General features: G+C 45.5%; 12 protein-coding genes. 7 read left to right on the forward strand and 5 right to left on the reverse strand.

The window, feature by feature from the left end; genetic code table 11:
• Positions 1–18: 18 nt before the first annotated feature.
• Positions 19–3,123, reverse strand: coding sequence for an HD domain-containing phosphohydrolase (locus tag CEQ48_RS12070; RefSeq protein WP_373419685.1), 3,105 nt, complete (start codon positions 3,121–3,123; stop codon positions 19–21).
• 514 nt (positions 3,124–3,637) lie between these two features.
• Here CEQ48_RS12070 and CEQ48_RS12075 point away from each other — a divergent pair.
• The 5 genes from CEQ48_RS12075 (at position 3,638) to CEQ48_RS12095 (ending at position 8,214) form a co-directional block, all read left to right on the forward strand.
• Positions 3,638–4,609: a tripartite tricarboxylate transporter substrate binding protein gene (locus tag CEQ48_RS12075; protein WP_089071415.1), complete on the forward strand. Its 972-nt coding sequence runs from the start codon at positions 3,638–3,640 to the stop codon at positions 4,607–4,609.
• A 245-nt stretch (positions 4,610–4,854) separates the two neighbouring features.
• The gene (locus tag CEQ48_RS12080; RefSeq protein ID WP_181712782.1) at positions 4,855–5,352 is read left to right on the forward strand and encodes a tripartite tricarboxylate transporter TctB family protein; all 498 of its coding nucleotides are present in this window, start codon (positions 4,855–4,857) and stop codon (positions 5,350–5,352) included.
• Positions 5,353–5,361: 9 nt separating this feature from the next.
• The gene (locus tag CEQ48_RS12085) at positions 5,362–6,891 is read left to right on the forward strand and encodes a tripartite tricarboxylate transporter permease (protein ID WP_089071417.1); all 1,530 of its coding nucleotides are present in this window, start codon (positions 5,362–5,364) and stop codon (positions 6,889–6,891) included.
• Positions 6,892–7,180: 289 nt separating this feature from the next.
• The gene (locus CEQ48_RS12090; RefSeq protein ID WP_055027135.1) at positions 7,181–7,369 is read left to right on the forward strand and encodes a hypothetical protein; all 189 of its coding nucleotides are present in this window, start codon (positions 7,181–7,183) and stop codon (positions 7,367–7,369) included.
• Positions 7,366–8,214 carry a hypothetical protein gene (locus tag CEQ48_RS12095; protein ID WP_089071418.1) on the forward strand — a complete coding sequence of 283 codons (849 nt, stop codon included), beginning with the start codon at positions 7,366–7,368 and terminating at the stop codon, positions 8,212–8,214. The genes CEQ48_RS12090 and CEQ48_RS12095 overlap by 4 nt, the downstream gene beginning before the upstream one ends.
• Positions 8,215–8,497: 283 nt before the next feature.
• Here CEQ48_RS12095 and mglC read toward each other — a convergent pair whose 3' ends face one another.
• The 3 genes from mglC to mglB all read right to left on the reverse strand — a co-directional run bounded on the left by mglC (position 8,498) and on the right by mglB (position 12,203).
• Positions 8,498–9,505 (reverse strand): galactose/methyl galactoside ABC transporter permease MglC, encoded by a 1,008-nt coding sequence (mglC, locus tag CEQ48_RS12100; protein WP_000340252.1) that lies wholly within the window; start codon positions 9,503–9,505, stop codon positions 8,498–8,500.
• Positions 9,506–9,515: 10 nt separating this feature from the next.
• The gene (gene mglA, locus CEQ48_RS12105; protein ID WP_089071419.1) at positions 9,516–11,024 is read right to left on the reverse strand and encodes a galactose/methyl galactoside ABC transporter ATP-binding protein MglA; all 1,509 of its coding nucleotides are present in this window, start codon (positions 11,022–11,024) and stop codon (positions 9,516–9,518) included.
• 204 nt (positions 11,025–11,228) lie between these two features.
• Positions 11,229–12,203: a galactose/glucose ABC transporter substrate-binding protein MglB gene (mglB, locus tag CEQ48_RS12110; RefSeq protein WP_001891852.1), complete on the reverse strand. Its 975-nt coding sequence runs from the start codon at positions 12,201–12,203 to the stop codon at positions 11,229–11,231.
• Positions 12,204–12,699: 496 nt separating this feature from the next.
• Here mglB and CEQ48_RS12120 point away from each other — a divergent pair, with 496 nt between their 5' ends.
• Positions 12,700–13,182 carry a NifB/NifX family molybdenum-iron cluster-binding protein gene (locus tag CEQ48_RS12120; RefSeq protein WP_089071420.1) on the forward strand — a complete coding sequence of 161 codons (483 nt, stop codon included), beginning with the start codon at positions 12,700–12,702 and terminating at the stop codon, positions 13,180–13,182.
• The gene (nqrM, locus tag CEQ48_RS12125; RefSeq protein WP_181710875.1) at positions 13,179–13,376 is read left to right on the forward strand and encodes a (Na+)-NQR maturation NqrM; all 198 of its coding nucleotides are present in this window, start codon (positions 13,179–13,181) and stop codon (positions 13,374–13,376) included. Before CEQ48_RS12120 ends, nqrM begins: the two co-directional genes overlap by 4 nt.
• A gap of 78 nt (positions 13,377–13,454) precedes the next feature.
• On the opposite strand, the gene CEQ48_RS12130 is transcribed toward nqrM, so the two are convergent.
• On the reverse strand, positions 13,455–16,526 hold the full coding sequence (locus CEQ48_RS12130; protein ID WP_089071422.1) for a transglycosylase domain-containing protein: 3,072 nt from the start codon (positions 16,524–16,526) through the stop codon (positions 13,455–13,457).
• Positions 16,527–16,554 lie beyond the last annotated feature (28 nt).

Here is a 16,554-nt window from a genome sequence, read left to right on the forward strand (position 1 = left end):
TGGTATTCTAAATTGAAATTACGCGACTATTTCCTGCTGAAAGTACTGCTCAATATTGACTTCATCTATCTGTTTTTCTGGCAAAAATATACGCGCATATTCAAGGTGTACACCCTGTTTCAAAAACAGCAAGAAAAGATCTTTATCGATGTGTTGATCACACGCCATTTTATACATGATGTCGACAGCAACACTTAACGGTTTGGCTTTCTTGTACGGGCGATCCGCCGCCGTTAACGCTTCAAAAATATCGGCGATCACTAAAATTCGCTCGGGGATGGAAAGCTCTTCGGCACTCAGTTTACGCGGGTAACCGGTACCTTTCAGTGTCTCGTGGTGTGTGGAAGCATATCGAGGAACTCGACTTAACTCTTTAGGGAATGGTAGCGATTCCAGCATTTTGATTCCGCTAATCATATGTTCATTAATCTTGTAACGATCTTCCGCAGTTAAGGTGCCTGCACGGATAGAAAGGTTATAGATCTCACCCAAATTATAGAGATGCTCAGGCACATCTATTTTTATACCAAATTTAGGATCAAAATTTGCGGCTCGCTCACGATGAATAACGTGTTCTGGTCGATCCATTAAGAGTTGCTCAGTCGTTGGCAACGTTGCTGTGTTAGCAGGTTTATTCATTTCCTCCACTGGCGACAAACCAAGCCGATCATCGAAATGACGTACCCATGTTTGAGCGGCAATTTCTCGAATACGCAATAGTGACTCTTCGCTCATAAACTCTGAACCTACGTTAGCATTGGCGATAAAGGCAAACTCCTCTTGTAATTTCTCCTGACGCTGCTTGCATGCTTCTTCAGCTTGCACTTTAGAAGTCCCGTTTAGCTGGCTTTGGAGAGCCTCGATTTGCGCATCACGCCATAACACCTCAAAACGAGTTCGGATTTCATGTATCCGATTGTAGTTGGCTTCCAATTTACTGCCTTTATCGACAATGTGCTCTGGCGTGGTGATTTTCCCGCAATCATGCAACCAAGCCGCGATGCGGAACTCGCGCCACTCTTTCGCATCGGCAAAGCGGAAATCTTTAAACTTCCCATCACCGGCTTCTTCCACCGCTTTGGCAAGCATCATCCCTAACTCAGGGACTCGGTTACAATGTCCTGCGGTGTACGAAGATTTATCGTCGATCGCTCCAGCAATCAGTTGGATAAAGGCCTCAACAAACTCTTCTTGCGCTTTTTCATGACGAATGATCTCTTTCACCATGTCGGTCATTGCGGTAGAAAGTTCTGAAATTTCTTTAATCTGACTATCCACCCATTGAACGTCATCAAACTCACGACGCTTGATTTTGTTTGTTTCGTGAATGAGTTGGATAATTGGCTTAACAATCGGAGTGCCGAACCACCATGCTATGGGTAATAAAATCAGCATCACCCCGACTGTGATAGAAAGAGATTTCCAAAGCTGTGTGAGCACTTGTTCAGTCACTAATTGTTGCGGGATCAAAACCGCAAAATACTCTTGCTGATTACTGACAGGCACTACATACAAATAGCGTTTTTTATCCAACACGGTAATTGGCAACATGCGGCCTTGGTATGCTGGCTGTTGGCTTGCTTCATACAACACCGAATAAGGAACCCATCGAGAAACTATCGATTGTCTACTGAACCATTTATTTTGCAGCCAAGTGTGTTGTTCCGGTGTAATGCTGGCGAATGCTTGATTGATGAGCTTTAACAATTCCACATTTTCTGACTTCATTGCTAATGCGATGGGTATCTGGGGGAGGTTATCTAAAATCTGAATTTCCGTTTTGCGCTGAACGCCAGTCAAATTGAGACTATTAAGTACCCAATACGTATTGTAGATGCCATCGACAACCCCAGAACGAAAAGCTTCTACCGCTTGATTGATGTCATCAAATTCCACCCATTTCACTTGTGGGGTCGCCTGAATATGCCACTGCTGGCCACGCACCACACCCACTATTTCTGGCCACTCAGCCCTATTCTGTTCTTTTAGTAATGCCGGACGATCAGAGACTAACGGAGCACTAAATAAAACATGTTCATTACTTTCTACCGACACCCCATTGAGAATGTCTAGGTCACCCTGCTGGAATCGTTGTGAAAGGTCATCAATATTGAAACCATTCATATATTCCAGTTTCAACCCTGTCATTTGGGCAACCATATTCAGAAGGTCAATCGTATAACCTTGGGGCTCACCAGCATTGGCAAAATCATAAGGAAACCAATCGGTTTGATTGGAAACTTTGAGTGAACCGGCTTGATTCACGAGCTGTTGCTGAGCAGGAGAAAGAGGTAAGGGAGTAACTTCAGGTAATTCGCTATTTTTGAATAGCTGATGACGGTTAGAAGCGATAATTTCTCCCTCTCGGTTGATCAAATACGCTTCTATATCTTTTTTGTGTCCTAAGCCAAGCGCTTCTACACCCAATTTTGAAGCCATTGATGAAAGTACAATATCGATGCCAATCACGGCATCTTTGCTCATCATTGAATACGTTTGTCCGGTAACCTTGAGATGCTGAAATAAGTAAGGTTCAGTTTTATTGACTTCATTAGCTTTTGCCATCACATACCAAGGACGCTGAGTAGGAAAATATCCACTTGGCTCGGACATGCTACGTGTCAACACCAACTGCTCATTAAAATAATGTGTCATTCGTGTTCGTTTATCGCCATAACCATGAATATTGACCACAACCCAACGTTCATCTTCTGAAGCATTCATACTTTGGCGAATATTCGCGAATGAATCTAAATTAATGATTTGATAGAAATCTTCATTTTCCTTTCCATAGTAGATGCTATAAAAGAGCGGATTATGGCGTAGAATTTCTACAAATATTTCAAGCACTTGGTTTTGCGAAAATTTCTGGCCATCGACAATAGAAATGTTATTTAGAATTCGCACATTATTCGACGCACGCAGAGCAATCTCATTGACATGTTCGCCAATTACCGTCGAAGCCATAGTCAGCTTACTTAAGACTTTCTCTTGTGATTCTTGTTTACCAAAGTAAAACTGCAAAGAGATCGCCACTAGCGCCGTTAATGTCGTTGCAATCAAAAACAGTGACCCGACTTTATATTTTATAGAGATCTTTTTAATCTGGCGTTTAACACTCATAACTTGTCCTCCCATGACAAGTGCCATAATCAGAATATTGCTTTATTTGAGCAATAAAACTTCACTATCCAAACGATTGAAAGTCATGAGCCCTTCATCAATCTACTCACTCCATTGAGCACCAATAAACGCCGTTATTAGGGGCGGCCAACATATGTGCGCCTTAAAATAGGAAGGGGACTACTTATCCATGGATTGCAAAGAAAAAGTATCTACAGTGTTTCATATAACCTCTATCTTTAAAAAATATTTCTACATTCTTTATGTGAACTTTATGAACAAAATCCACTTAATGCTCAATATTGTTTTTATTGACGGATTGGAGACATTTCATTAACAGCTTTTTAACCTTAACCCATACCAAATCACTGGTAGCCGTGGTAAGCCGATGGTGCTTTCCACTTTTCACCAAGCTTTGTGGTGCTGTAAACGCTGACATCACAATAGCAAGGGATAAAACAAAACAATAAGCATCAACGAGCTGTATGATGTGCCGACATAAGGAACGTGAAACATGTTGAAGTTTTTTAAACCCTCACTCACCGCCGCCATGCTGGCCGCTACTTTTTCTTTCTCTTCTCTCGCGGCTGACATTGAAAAAATCCACTTTATCGTACCCGGTGGTGCAGGTGGTGGCTGGGATATGACTGCACGCGCCACTGGCGATGCGCTAATCAAAGCTAAACTGATCGAAAATGCCTCCTACCAAAATCTATCTGGTGGCGGTGGCGGTAAAGCAATTGCACACCTGATTGAAACCGCTGATCGCCAACAAGATACGCTGATGATTAACTCTACCCCGATTGTGATCCGTTCACTCTCTGGTGTGTTTCCTCAATCGTTTCGTGATATGACGCCAGTTGCGGAAATCGTTTCTGACTACGGCGCGTTTGTGGTGGCAGGTGATTCAAAATATACCTCTTGGGAACAAGTGGTTGCAGATTTCAAAGCCAACCCTAAGCAAATCAAAATCGCGGGCGGCTCTGCGCGCGGCAGTATGGACCACTTAGTGGCTGCGGCTGCCTTTAAAGGGCAAGGCTTAGACCCGAAAGAAGTTCGCTATGTCGCTTATGATGCGGGTGGCTCAGCCATGACTGCCCTGCTCTCTGGCGAAACTCAAGTGCTTTCTACAGGCCTGGGTGAAGTTCTCGAGATGTCGAAATCCGGTCAAGTGCGCGTTCTGGCGATTACTTCTCCAAAACGTTTGGACATCGCACCCGATATCCCAACACTTGCAGACTATGGCAACCCAACCACCTTCGTTAACTGGCGTGGCTATTTTGCAGCACCAGGCGTGAGCGCAGAAAAAGTTGCAGAGTGGAACGAAGTGTTTAAGAAGATGTTTGCCAGCGAAGAGTGGAAAGTAATTCGTGATCGTAACGGCTGGATTGACAGCTACAAAGGCGACAAAGATTTTTACGCTTTCCTCGAAGAACAAGAGAAGCAAATGGGCGACCTAATGCGTGAACTCGGCTTCCTGAAGTAATTACAGTAGAAGCGGAGCAATCCGCTTCTATCACACTGTTTGCCGAGTAAACGTACACACCGTCACTCCTTTGTTTATGGGTAAAGGTTATGGGTAACTCCTTTGACTTGCAGTAATACCCAAATACCTTAATGCTGCCTGCATTTTTGCTGGCAGTGTGACAGGTTTGGTTAATCCCCATTTATTAACTTGTGTTTACTCGGCTCTTTTCTTGCACACCGTTCACAAACCCAATGGAGTTGGATATGTCGGATCTGCCAACCAAAATTTTCACCAAAGAAAACTTACTCTGCCGTGACCGAGTGGGAGCCATGCTATTCCTGCTGTTCAGCCTTGGTTATGGCTATCAAACCTCGCTCATTACCATGTTTCCGGGCGATGAACTGGAACCTTTTAACGCCCGAACTTTGCCGACGATTCTGACTTATGTCGGTATCGGTTTATCCTTGTTGCTGCTCGTGGTCGGTCAGCCGGATAAAAAAAGTGGTGCGGTGCTCGAGTTTAACTGGAAATTGCTGATCGGCTTTTTGGTGCTGATGGCGTTGTACGGCCTTGGCTTGACTTATCTCGGCTTTGTGATTGCCACTTCTCTGTTCCTCATGGCGGGTTTTTACCTGTTGGGCGAGCGACGTAAAAGCATTTTGTTCGGTGCTTCGTTCCCCTTCGTTCTCGCATTTTACTTATTACTGACCAAAGGGCTTGATGTGTATCTTGAACCAGGTCATCTGTTTACTTTCGGATAGGAAATCATCATGTTAGACGGAATTTTACAAGGGCTGGCAACGGCAGTAATGCCGACCAACCTGATGATGGTGATGATCGGCTGCTTCGTAGGCACCTTCATCGGCATGCTCCCAGGTTTAGGCCCAATTTCAGCCATTGCGCTGATGATCCCAATTACTTACGGTTTGGAACCCGCCTCTGGCCTGATTCTGATGGCCGGCGTTTATTACGGCGCTATTTTTGGCGGTTCAACCTCTTCCATTCTGATCAACGCACCGGGGTGTTCTTCAACGGTAGTGACTGCGTTTGACGGCTACCCAATGGCGCAAAAAGGCCAAGCGGGTAAAGCTCTGGCACTAGCAGCTTACGCTTCCTTCACCGGCGGTACACTCTCAGCCATTATGTTGCTGTTTGCCGCACCAGCACTGGCCAAAGTATCACTCAGTTTTCAATCGTCAGACTATTTCGCACTGATGCTGGTCGGCCTTTCAGCCGTGGCCGCCTTTGCTGGTAAAGGTCAAGTAATCAAGGCATGGATGATGACCGTACTCGGCTTAATGCTTTCCACCGTCGGAATTGATAAAGGCATTGGTGTCGAACGCTTCACCTTCGGCCTGACCGATTTGATGGATGGTTTTAGCTTCCTACTCTTAGCCATGGCAACTTTTGCCCTTGGCGAAACCTTGATGGGTATTTTAAAACCGGACGGCGACAACAGCGCCAACGAACAAGAGCAGATGAAAAACATCGGCAGCATGAAGCTAACCAGAGAAGAAGTAAGAGAAGCCGCGCCAGTTTCACTGCGCTCCTCAATTCTTGGTTTCTTCACTGGCGTTCTGCCCGGCGCAGGCGCAACCATTGCGGCTTTCTTGGCTTACGGCATGGAGCGTAATCTCGCCCCAAAAGATAAGAAAGAAGAGTTCGGCCAAGGTTCTATTCGTGGTCTGGTTGCGCCAGAGTCGGCCAACAACGCAGCATCGAGCGGCTCATTCGTCCCTCTCTTAACGCTGGGCATTCCAGGTTCTGGCACCACCGCCATTATGTTGGGTGCACTGATCGCTTACGGTATTCAACCAGGGCCACGTCTGTTTGTTGAGCATCCCGATATTTTCTGGTCAGTGATCATCTCTATGTACGTCGGTAACATCGTACTGTTGATCCTGAACTTACCGTTGATTCCGTACATCTCCAAACTGTTAGCAGTACCACGCACTGTATTGCTGCCGATGATTCTGTTCTTCTCGATCACCGGCGTGTATTTGGTGTCGTTCAATACGATGGATGTGTATGTGATGATTTTGGTCGCGATGGGCGCAATTGCTTTGCGTCTGGCCAACTTCCCACTCGCTCCCCTACTGCTCGGCTTTATTTTGGGCGGCTTGATGGAAGAAAACTTACGCCGTGCGTTGATCATTACCGATGGTGAAATCAGCTTCCTGTGGGAACGCCCAATCACTTTAGCCTTTACGGCATTGGCGATTGTAACGCTACTCAGCCCACTGTTTGGCCGCTTGATGGAGCGTAAAAAACGCCCAGCTGGTGTCAAACTGCCCCACTAATTAAATCTTATTCTTTACGAAAAGATGAGAGCGCCACCATTTAGGTGGCGCTTTTTAGTAGATAGAAATTCGAAGTTGTTTTGTGTTGTGAATGAATCGTTCAACTGCTCATTTTGTTCTATAACTTTTGTGAGCAACCTTTGATTGCTGTGTTACAAGCTGGTCGCATTTGCGAACAAATAACTTGTCTTTTATACCTAGGCAGTTAAACTTTTGGTAAAAGTCCAAGCACATTCGGCTATCCGCGTGTGCTTTTCTCTCACTAAACAAGCGGAGTATGGAGGTGTTTATGTTCTGGAACACAAAACCCAAAGACAACTCTAAAAACAGCTCTCTTGAACAAGTGCTTAAAGACAATAAAAGTAAGTTCAAAGTTAATCGTGATGGTTTCATATCCATAGATCTTGCATCCAAAGATGCGCTCAAAGCCATCAGAGAGCAAGTGGATAAAATTGAGGATATTGCTGTTAAAGCATGAGTGCAGTTTTAATTCTACTAATACTTGTATCAGGTTTTGTCTTTACAAGTTTACATATCCCAGCAAGGTTTAAGCAGAAGCGAACAACTGGCTGGGATTCTTATTTTTATGTGGTTGCTTGGGGAACTCTATGGGGCTTCATTGCTGCAATCATCTGTGTGTTAATTGACTTCTTTAATTGTGTTGCTTTGACTATAGAGTATTTAGGTTACAACCTTAAAGATGTCTCAAAACTATCCATTAAGTTCGACGATATTCGAACTATTGCTTTTGCTTTTGTATCGGTTTCTATCGCGCTTATCTGTGGTCTTTTATCAAGACTGTACTTCACTTTATTCCCAGACAAAAAACTGAAACACATAGCGAAAATAGCTAAAAATGATCATTTGGACACATTCATCTTAGAAGCCTCTGCAACTCAAATACCTATACTGGTTACTCTTGGATCCCGAAAGTGCTATGTTGGCATTTGCTTCGGCGAAGCAGGCTTTGATGACGGTGGTTCAGAACATATATCACTATTACCTCTGCTTAGTGGATATCGAGACAAAGATAAGTTATCGCTCAACATCCTTACTAACTATCATATTCATTATGAAGATAATGACCTCTATGACGGCACACACGACAATCTAACATTAGATCAATTTAGGGTGATCATTCCAAAATCGGAAGTGGAAATTTACTCGTTTTTCGATATTGCTACTTTCAAGCAGTTTAAAGAAGTAGAAAAAAAGTGTGATAAAAATGGTGCTGACAACGGTATAGGTATACCCAACTCTGAGTTCAGTGCAAGCTCAGTACAAGAGAGCTATCGAGATTTCAACTCGACATCTAGTGGGTAAGCGTTGACATTCTCATTCTACGATATACCTACAGTTAAAAACCTCGCTGGTAGAGTTCGCCTACAGTTAGCTTATTCGGCTCCTCAGATATGTCGAAAGCTCCTCTTACTCACAATGTCCACAAAACTGTTGAACTGTGCAAAATCAATCCTTCTCCGAAAAAAAAGGGGGAGGGAAGAAATTGACTCAAAGAAAGCGAGCACGCCCATTGCTTCTACAAATCTCTCCCCCCAAAAAAGCCTGATCATCGTCAGGCTTTTATAGTGTTAAATCGAAAAATCGCTCATTTCTTATTCGCGTATTTCATTGAATCTAGCGCGACGGCGAAGATGATGATTGAGCCTTTAATGATGTACTGCCAGTAAGGGCTAACGCCGATGTAGGTCATACCGTAGTTGATTACGGTGAAGATCAGTACCCCAGTCACTACCCCAGCGATACTCCCCACACCACCAGCGAATGAGACACCGCCCACCACACACGCCGCAATCGCATCCAACTCATATAAGAAGCCTAAGTTGTTGGTGGCACTACCAATTCGTCCCGCTTCGAGCATACCGCCAAACGCATAGAACACCCCGGAAAGCGCATACACTTTAAGCAGGGTCAAAGGCACGTTAACACCCGACACTTTCGCCGCTTCTGGGTTTCCACCAACTGCAAAAATGTTTTTGCCGAACACGGTTTTATTCCACAGCACCCACATAAAAATGATCGCGATAATCGCGTAGAAGGTGATGTAGGAGAACCGGAAATCCCCAATCCGGATAAAACCTTGAGTGAAAGTAGTAAAGCGTTCATCAAAGCCAGCAATCGGTGAAGCACCGACCGAATCGTAGTACAGCGAGTTAATGCCGTAGACGATGATCATCGTGCCTAAGGTCGCAATGAATGGCGTTACTTTGAGGTAAGCCACAATCACACCGTTCACCAAGCCAATAATCGCACCAATCAAGCAGACACTGATGATCACCGCCAGAATGGGAATTTCGCCCAAGCTTGGGAATACTTTGTTCACGTTATCCATTGATTGCAGCAAAGTGGCCGAGATCACAGCCGCTAACCCCACTTGGCGACCAGCCGATAAGTCGGTGCCTTGGGTCACGATCAAACCTGCTACCCCCAATGCAATAATCACGCGCACGGAGGATTGAGTCAGGATATTACTGAGGTTACGTAAGCTTAGAAATGAGGGCTCTTGAATCACAATAATCGCCAGCAGAATAAATAGCACTGCGTAGATTGCGCCCTCTTTTAAATGTTTAATTGCAAATGATTTGACAGCATCCATAGTCATTTCCTTAGAGGTATCGAGAGGCCAGTTCTAGAATTTCGTTCTGAGAAGTTTGTTTGGTATTCACAATGCCCGCATTGCGGCCGTTGCTCATCACCATGATCCGGTCGGTAATACCGAGCAGTTCCGGCATCTCAGAGGAAATAATGATGATGCCTTTGTCTTTCTTGGCCAGCTCTAAAATCAGCTGGTAAATTTCGTACTTTGCGCCCACATCAATACCGCGTGTGGGTTCATCCAACATCAAAATCTCCGGTTGAGTCAGCAGCCAGCGCCCGATGATGACTTTTTGCTGGTTACCACCGGAAAGCGAACCGATATGAGTTTGATGCGACGGGGTTTTCACCCGCATAGAATCAATCACCCATTGCGTATCACTTTTCATCTTCTTGTCACTGAGGAGACCGTAAGGCGTTTTGTACTCATCGACGTTGGCAACGAGAGAGTTAAAGGTGATATCGAGATTGGAGTAAATCCCCGTCGAGCGGCGCTCTTCGGTCACGAGTGCAAAGCCGTTTCTGATCGCTTCATGAGCATCATGATTTTTCATTTCACGACCATGGAGCAGAATATGTCCGGCACTGCGTTCACGCACACCGAAAATGGTTTCCACAATATCGGTACGACGCGAACCGACGAGACCCGCCACGCCCAAAATCTCCCCTGCTCGTAGTTCAAACGAAATATCTTGAATCGAGGGTTGATTGAGTGCAGTGAGATTCTTCACCTCAAGAATGACATTCTTCGGTTCGTTGCTTTTTTCAGGGAAACGCTGGGTCAGTTCACGGCCAACCATCATCGAAATGATTTTGTCCATGTCCAACCCTTTCAACGGACGCGTATCGACCCACTGGCCATCACGCAAAATGGTGATTTCATCACAGATAGAGAAGATCTCTTCCATTTTGTGTGAGATGTACACCACCCCGCAGCCTTTCTCTTTGAGCTTTTTGATGATGGTAAAAAGATGGTTTACCTCTTTTTCGGTCAAGGATGAGGTAGGTTCATCCATGATCACCACTTTGGCATCATAGGAAAACGCTTTGGCGATCTCGAGCATCTGCATCTGTGAAACCGACAAGGTCGTGACTTTGACCTTCGGATCGATATCAATATCGAGTTCGGCAAAAATCGCTTTGGTATCCCGATACATTTTGTCGTGATCAACAAAAAATCCTTTGGTGGGATAACGGCCAAGCCAAATATTATCCATCACCGAGCACTGTTTTACTTGGTTCAACTCTTGGTGAACCATAGAGACACCGGATTCCAGCGCCTCTTTTGATGAGGAAAAGTTCACATGCTGGCCAAGAAAAATGATATCGCCTTCATCTTTCTCATAAATACCAAATAAGCATTTCAACAAGGTGGATTTGCCTGCGCCATTTTCACCCATCAAGGCATGAACGGAATGCGGACGCACTTTTAAATTCACCTTATCCAGAGCTTTCACTCCGGGGAACTCTTTACTCACCCCTGTCATTTCCAACAGGAATTCATGTGTTTGATTGACCATGGCATCACTTTTATTATGCAAAAATTCAGACAACCCATATCAATGCGTGGTACACACGGCGTGATATCTCTGTGCGGCAAATCCGTTGATCTGTCGCTGAATCTTTCGATGTTGCAAAAATATATCCAAATTACTTAGCGTTGCAGCTTCAACTAAGAAGGGATTGTGAAGAGGGGAAGTCTCCTTCCCCTCTTCTCGCCAAGGTTATTCGACGTTATTGATGTCAACGCCTACGTAAGGTACGCGAACGACTTTATTCTCAATCGTCCACTGAGTGCCTTCGGCAGCAGGCTTGCCATTGGCTAGGTTACGCGCCAATTCAAAGGTCGCTTTGGCTTGGTTTTGCGCATCATTCAGCACCGTACCCGCCATGTCGCCGGATTTAATGAGTGCTAAGGCTTCTGCCAGAGCATCTACACCAAATACTGGGATTTTTTGGCCAGCACCGCGCAGAGCTTCAATCGCGCCCATCGCCATACCGTCGTTGTTGGCGATCACGACTTCGATTTTGCTGCCATTCGGGCCAGAGAGCCACGCGTCCATTTTGTCTTTGGCCATCGCGGTATCCCACATGCCTGTATCCATGTGCAGCTCTTGGGTTTTGATGCCGTTATCGTTGATGGTTTTCACTGCATAAGTAGTACGCGCTTCCGCATCTGGGTGGCCAGGCTCACCTTTGAGCATCACGTATTGCAGCACGCCATCGCCGTTTTTATCCCACGTAGGGTTTGCTTTCCACTGCGCAGAAATCAAATCACCTTGAATGATGCCAGACTCTTTAGAGTCAGTTCCGACGTAAAAAGCTTTGTCATAACTGGCCATCGCTTCAGCGGACGGTTCTTTGTTGTAAAACACCACAGGAACGTCGTCGATTTTGGCTTTCTGGATGATGGTGGGTGCCGCCGCGGGGTCAACAAGGTTGATCGCGAGCGCTTGTACGCCACGCGCCAACATTACATCGACTTGGTCATTTTGCATCGACTGGCTATTTTGCGAGTCATTCATGAGGATACGCGTGTTGCTATCCGCCGCGGCTTCTTTTTCAATCGCTTGGCGAACAACCGACATAAAGTTGTCATCGTATTTGTAGATGGTAAAGCCAATGGTGGTATCTGCCAGAGCTTGTGTACCAAAACCCATACCAGCAGAAAGCATTGCTAAAACAGTTAACTTTCTCATTGAACAAGTCCTATTTGTTGTTTTGTATTACGTGTGTAGGGAACAACGCTTCCTCGACCTTTTGCACAAAAACCCACTTGCACAATCAGTGAAAACGTTTACTCAAGAGTATAGTTTTAAAAAACGCAATTAATGTGAACCAGTTAAAAAATTGTTCTTCAAACCGCCAAACTGTAACCATTTGTTTAAATAGTTTGAACTCAATAACAATTTAGCCCTGATATGGTGACATCTCCCGTGCTCATTCAGTGGCATAACGCTGCATCTCAAAAAATAAAATGTGATAACGTTTACACCAAGCCAATGGTGATGATAAGAATTGAACTGCTTATGAAGTGATTGAAGTATAGACGGTGTTTTAACATGATGATTAAAAAACCGACTCATTCATTGCTAGCTATCCACAGAGATGGCAGATAAGTTTGCTGATTTCATTATTGGCATATGCTATTAATTGGCGCAAAATGGCAGCGTAATCTTATTCAGGAGAACTAAAATGATTCTAGCCGTTCCTAGCCGCCAAGGTATGCCGTTTAACCATTTTGCTAAAGCGCCCTCGTTTTCCGTCATCGACTCCAATACTCAAAAGCTGCAAACTGAATTTAATATTGAACAGGATTTATCAAAATCTTGTGGCAAGAAATCTGCGATTTTACGCCAGCTCCGCCACTATCAAGTCGAAGCAGTTGCGGTTCGCCAAATCGGACAATCCATGCTGCAAGCCTTGTTTAACGCTGGGATCCGCGTCTATGCTTTACCTAGAGGAGCGGCTTTAACCGATCTGGTGTTAACGCAGTTACAGCCGATCACGGATTTAAGTTATGGCAAAACCTCACCAAATAAAGCCCATGGTGAACGAAAATGTGGTAAGCACAGTAGCAATCCGTCAGGCTCGCGTAGCACATTCGTTTCGCCATCGACGCGCCCGCTTCAACGTGGTTTTTCCATCAAACGGTTATGGAAAGGAGAAGAGAGATGACGTATCTACTGGCTTTCGGTGCCTTTGTACTCTTTGCAGTTTTAATGACCTTAGGGGTGATGGCTAAACGCAAACCGATTCAGGGCAGTTGCGGTGGGCTTGCCAATGTGGGGATTGATAAAGAGTGTAATTGTGAAACCACTTGCGATGCTCATCAGCGCAAGCTGTATCAAATATCCGAACCCCAAAAATAAACTGCAGCTTCAAGTGGGAAAGGTGTAAAGGATTAAGGCAGGAATTCTCCTGCCTTAATCTTATCGTGCGTTTATATTTTACTGAGTGCTTGAGAGCTTCATCGTAGGTCGACACTCTTGTTCATTCGGAGCCAGATAAGGCGATAGAATCGGTGCCATACCTTTTAATACCTGCACCGGCAGTGCCGAGGTAAAGGTAAATTTCTCAGAATCACTACCCGCAACGTATGCGGTTAATGTTCCAAAGTGACGTTCTCCCAAATAGAATACGAAGGTCGCGGTTCGGTTACGCGCCAGAGATTGCACCACGGTGCCATCGCGGTTTACCGTTTGTAAGCGGTTATCACCCGTTCCGGTTTTGCCGCCCAATATAATCGGCGTACCATCTGGCAGTTTAAACACGCCTGAGATCCGCCTTGCCGTACCGCTGTCCACCACCTGAGATAACGCACCGCGCAACGCTCTTGCGACTTCGACAGGCAATACACGCACGCCTTGAGTTTCAACAGGCGTGAACTCGGTTTCAAACGGTGTATCTTGCGCAAAATGCAGATGGTTAATCCGTTTCGTCGGTACACGTACACCATCGTTCAAAATAATGCCCATTAATTCAGACAAAGCTGCGGGTCTATCACCCGAGCTACCCAATGCAGTAGCAAGAGAAGGCACAAGGTGATCAAACGGATAGCCTAAGCGTTGCCAACTTTGGTGAATATCCGTGAAGGCTTCGACTTCCAGCATGGTACGCACTCGACTGTCACGCGCATTGCGGTGACGTGTTTTAAACAACCAACTGTACACTTCTTGGCGTTTATCACTGCTGGCTGCAACCACATCACTAAATGATGTCTGACTGTGTTCATTGAGGTAACCCAGTAGCCACAATTCAAGTGGGTGTACACGAGCGATGTAACCTTGATCGGGCAATGAATATTTTCCGCGACCATACTTGTTATACAGCTTCTCAAGCTGTTTATTAGTGAGCTTATCGCGTGTTATCGGCGGTAATTTATCGTCCATAAAGCGCACAAACTCGCTGACAGATGCGTCTGGCAGTAAGTAGCGATGCAAAGCCGCTAGGCGTTCGGCACTCGGTTTTAAACCTTCGAGTAGCGTCGCCATGCGCTCATCTGTTGTTTTGTCTTTGTATTTACGCCAGAAGCGTAGCAGATAGGCTCTGCCCTCTTTATCGGCAAACTGACGCAAGTATTCGGTACGGCGTGGATCTTTATCATCCTTCATCAATTGAGCTCGATACCCTTCACTGTACAAGGTGTAGCGCTCAATATCTTTCATCAGACGTACGAAAGGCAAGTTGATCGATTCACGCAATGAATCACGCAGGGTCACGATACGTTCATCATCTTCTTTACGGAAGTTGTTGAAAGTGTGGATACCTCCCCCAGTAAAAAAGCGCTCTTTCGGATCTGCGGAATATTCACGTTCCAATGCCGCTTCCAACATGGTCGCCAAATCGCGTTTTGGACTCGTCAGTAACCATTCCAGTGACCAGACGCTCAAGGTGTCTTGTGCCTCTACCAGATGGCGACGAAGTTCCATCACCGACAAGTCATGATATTTACTGTGCAGTTTGGCGATAATCTCAAGATAAGTCGTTAATACACGCAGCTTAGCGGTAGAACCCAACTCCAACTTACTGCCTTCATTGAGGTCGAACGGTTGGTTGGTATTGTCGGTTTGCACACGCACTTTGAAACCTTCATCCGTTCGTTCAAACAGTGTGAAGCTATAACGCACATCCGCCGTTTTTTCTGCCGCCAATAAACGGAAACCAAGAATGCCAACTTCCGCCGCATACTCAGGGTTCGCCAATTTCTGCAAATAACGAGTGACTTCACTTTGTAATTCAAAGTTCAGCGTGGTTGAGGCGCTAAGATCCATTCGGTCAAGATCATACAAACTCACCCCAAGCTGACGGCTTAAATGAGTACGGGCGGCCAATAAACCTTTATTGGTATTAATTCGTGTCATCGCCGGTTGTCGCACAAAATCGCGGAACTGTAATGTCGAGTTCAGTGCAGCATCCATTAATGATTTTGAAATCATTTTTTCACGGTAGAAAAGTCGTATGTGACTGTCGGTTAAGGTATTTAAATCCGAACGACCCGAGACGGCTAAGTAATATGAAGGACGACGATGAGCAATCATCAACGCTACTACTTGACGCAATGCCAAACCTTGTTCGGCGAGATCGACAGACTGATTGAGTCGAGTATCCAGCAGTTGATTTACACGCTCTGGATCCGCCGCAAACCATACCCACAAACCATCACCTAAACCATGCACTTCACCATAACCGGGCGCAGCCGATAGCGGCACTGAGTTTAAATAAGCCCAAACCACCAACTTACGTGCCTCTAGGGTATTGGCCCCTAGTCGATAGGCACGTACGCTCGCCGAAACCATTTGGCGGATTTTCTCTTGTGGGCTGTAAGTCAACCCATCTTCTGAGTGACGGTATTTCTCAACTTGGGTAGCTAGCGTACTTCCGCCCGCAGATTGCCCATCCAAATCCAGCGCTTTACCGACCTGAGTCAAGGCTGCTTTAAAAAAGCGTGGCCAATCTACAGCAGGGTTCACCAGCGGATTTTTATCGCTCAACAAGTCTCGGTTTTCGATGAACAGTAGCGACTGCACAATCAAATCGGGGATCGCGTTAAAATCAGCATAGTGATTGCCAGGATAACGGAATTGATAAACGGGTTCAGTACGACAATCAAATAAGGTAAGCCCAGCTTGCACTTTTTCCGTGTAAGGCACATACAGCCCATATTGCGCATAACGCTGAAGCTCATCGGAGAAACGCACTTGCTGGCGAATCGTAAACCCGCGCTGCAATAAGCGTTCTTGAATTCCGGGCAAAGCCACATAGCCTAAACGTTGATCGAAAGGCCCGTAACTCGGAAACGCGATTTTATCACTGGCTCCTGGCTCGACTTGATAAGTCAAACCAGCCGCATAACGACTGATTTCACGCGATTGCAGTGTTGAGGTTTCCATTTCATGGAACAAAGCGGCACCACCTGCTGTACCGATGAGCAGTACCGCAATTAGCCAGTATCGAGGTTTATTTTTTTGTGCGCGTCGACGCTTTTTTAACACACGGCGAGGAATAGAGTCAGAAGCCACTTAATTGAATCCGTTTAATCACTGAGAG

Source organism: Vibrio tarriae, assembly GCF_002216685.1.
Lineage (GTDB): Bacteria > Pseudomonadota > Gammaproteobacteria > Enterobacterales > Vibrionaceae > Vibrio > Vibrio tarriae.

Bases quoted from the DNA above. Each gene is read 5' to 3' on its own strand.
- CEQ48_RS12070 (WP_373419685.1), bottom strand. From the start codon at position 3,123: ATGAGTGTTAAACGCCAGATTAAAAAGATCTCTATAAAATATAAAGTC.
- CEQ48_RS12075 (WP_089071415.1), top strand. From the start codon at position 3,638: ATGTTGAAGTTTTTTAAACCCTCACTCACCGCCGCCATGCTGGCCGCT.
- CEQ48_RS12080 (WP_181712782.1), top strand. From the start codon at position 4,855: ATGTCGGATCTGCCAACCAAAATTTTCACCAAAGAAAACTTACTCTGC.
- CEQ48_RS12085 (WP_089071417.1), top strand. From the start codon at position 5,362: ATGTTAGACGGAATTTTACAAGGGCTGGCAACGGCAGTAATGCCGACC.
- CEQ48_RS12090 (WP_055027135.1), top strand. From the start codon at position 7,181: ATGTTCTGGAACACAAAACCCAAAGACAACTCTAAAAACAGCTCTCTT.
- CEQ48_RS12095 (WP_089071418.1), top strand. From the start codon at position 7,366: ATGAGTGCAGTTTTAATTCTACTAATACTTGTATCAGGTTTTGTCTTT.
- mglC (WP_000340252.1), bottom strand. From the start codon at position 9,505: ATGGATGCTGTCAAATCATTTGCAATTAAACATTTAAAAGAGGGCGCA.
- mglA (WP_089071419.1), bottom strand. From the start codon at position 11,024: ATGGTCAATCAAACACATGAATTCCTGTTGGAAATGACAGGGGTGAGT.
- mglB (WP_001891852.1), bottom strand. From the start codon at position 12,203: ATGAGAAAGTTAACTGTTTTAGCAATGCTTTCTGCTGGTATGGGTTTT.
- CEQ48_RS12120 (WP_089071420.1), top strand. From the start codon at position 12,700: ATGATTCTAGCCGTTCCTAGCCGCCAAGGTATGCCGTTTAACCATTTT.
- nqrM (WP_181710875.1), top strand. From the start codon at position 13,179: ATGACGTATCTACTGGCTTTCGGTGCCTTTGTACTCTTTGCAGTTTTA.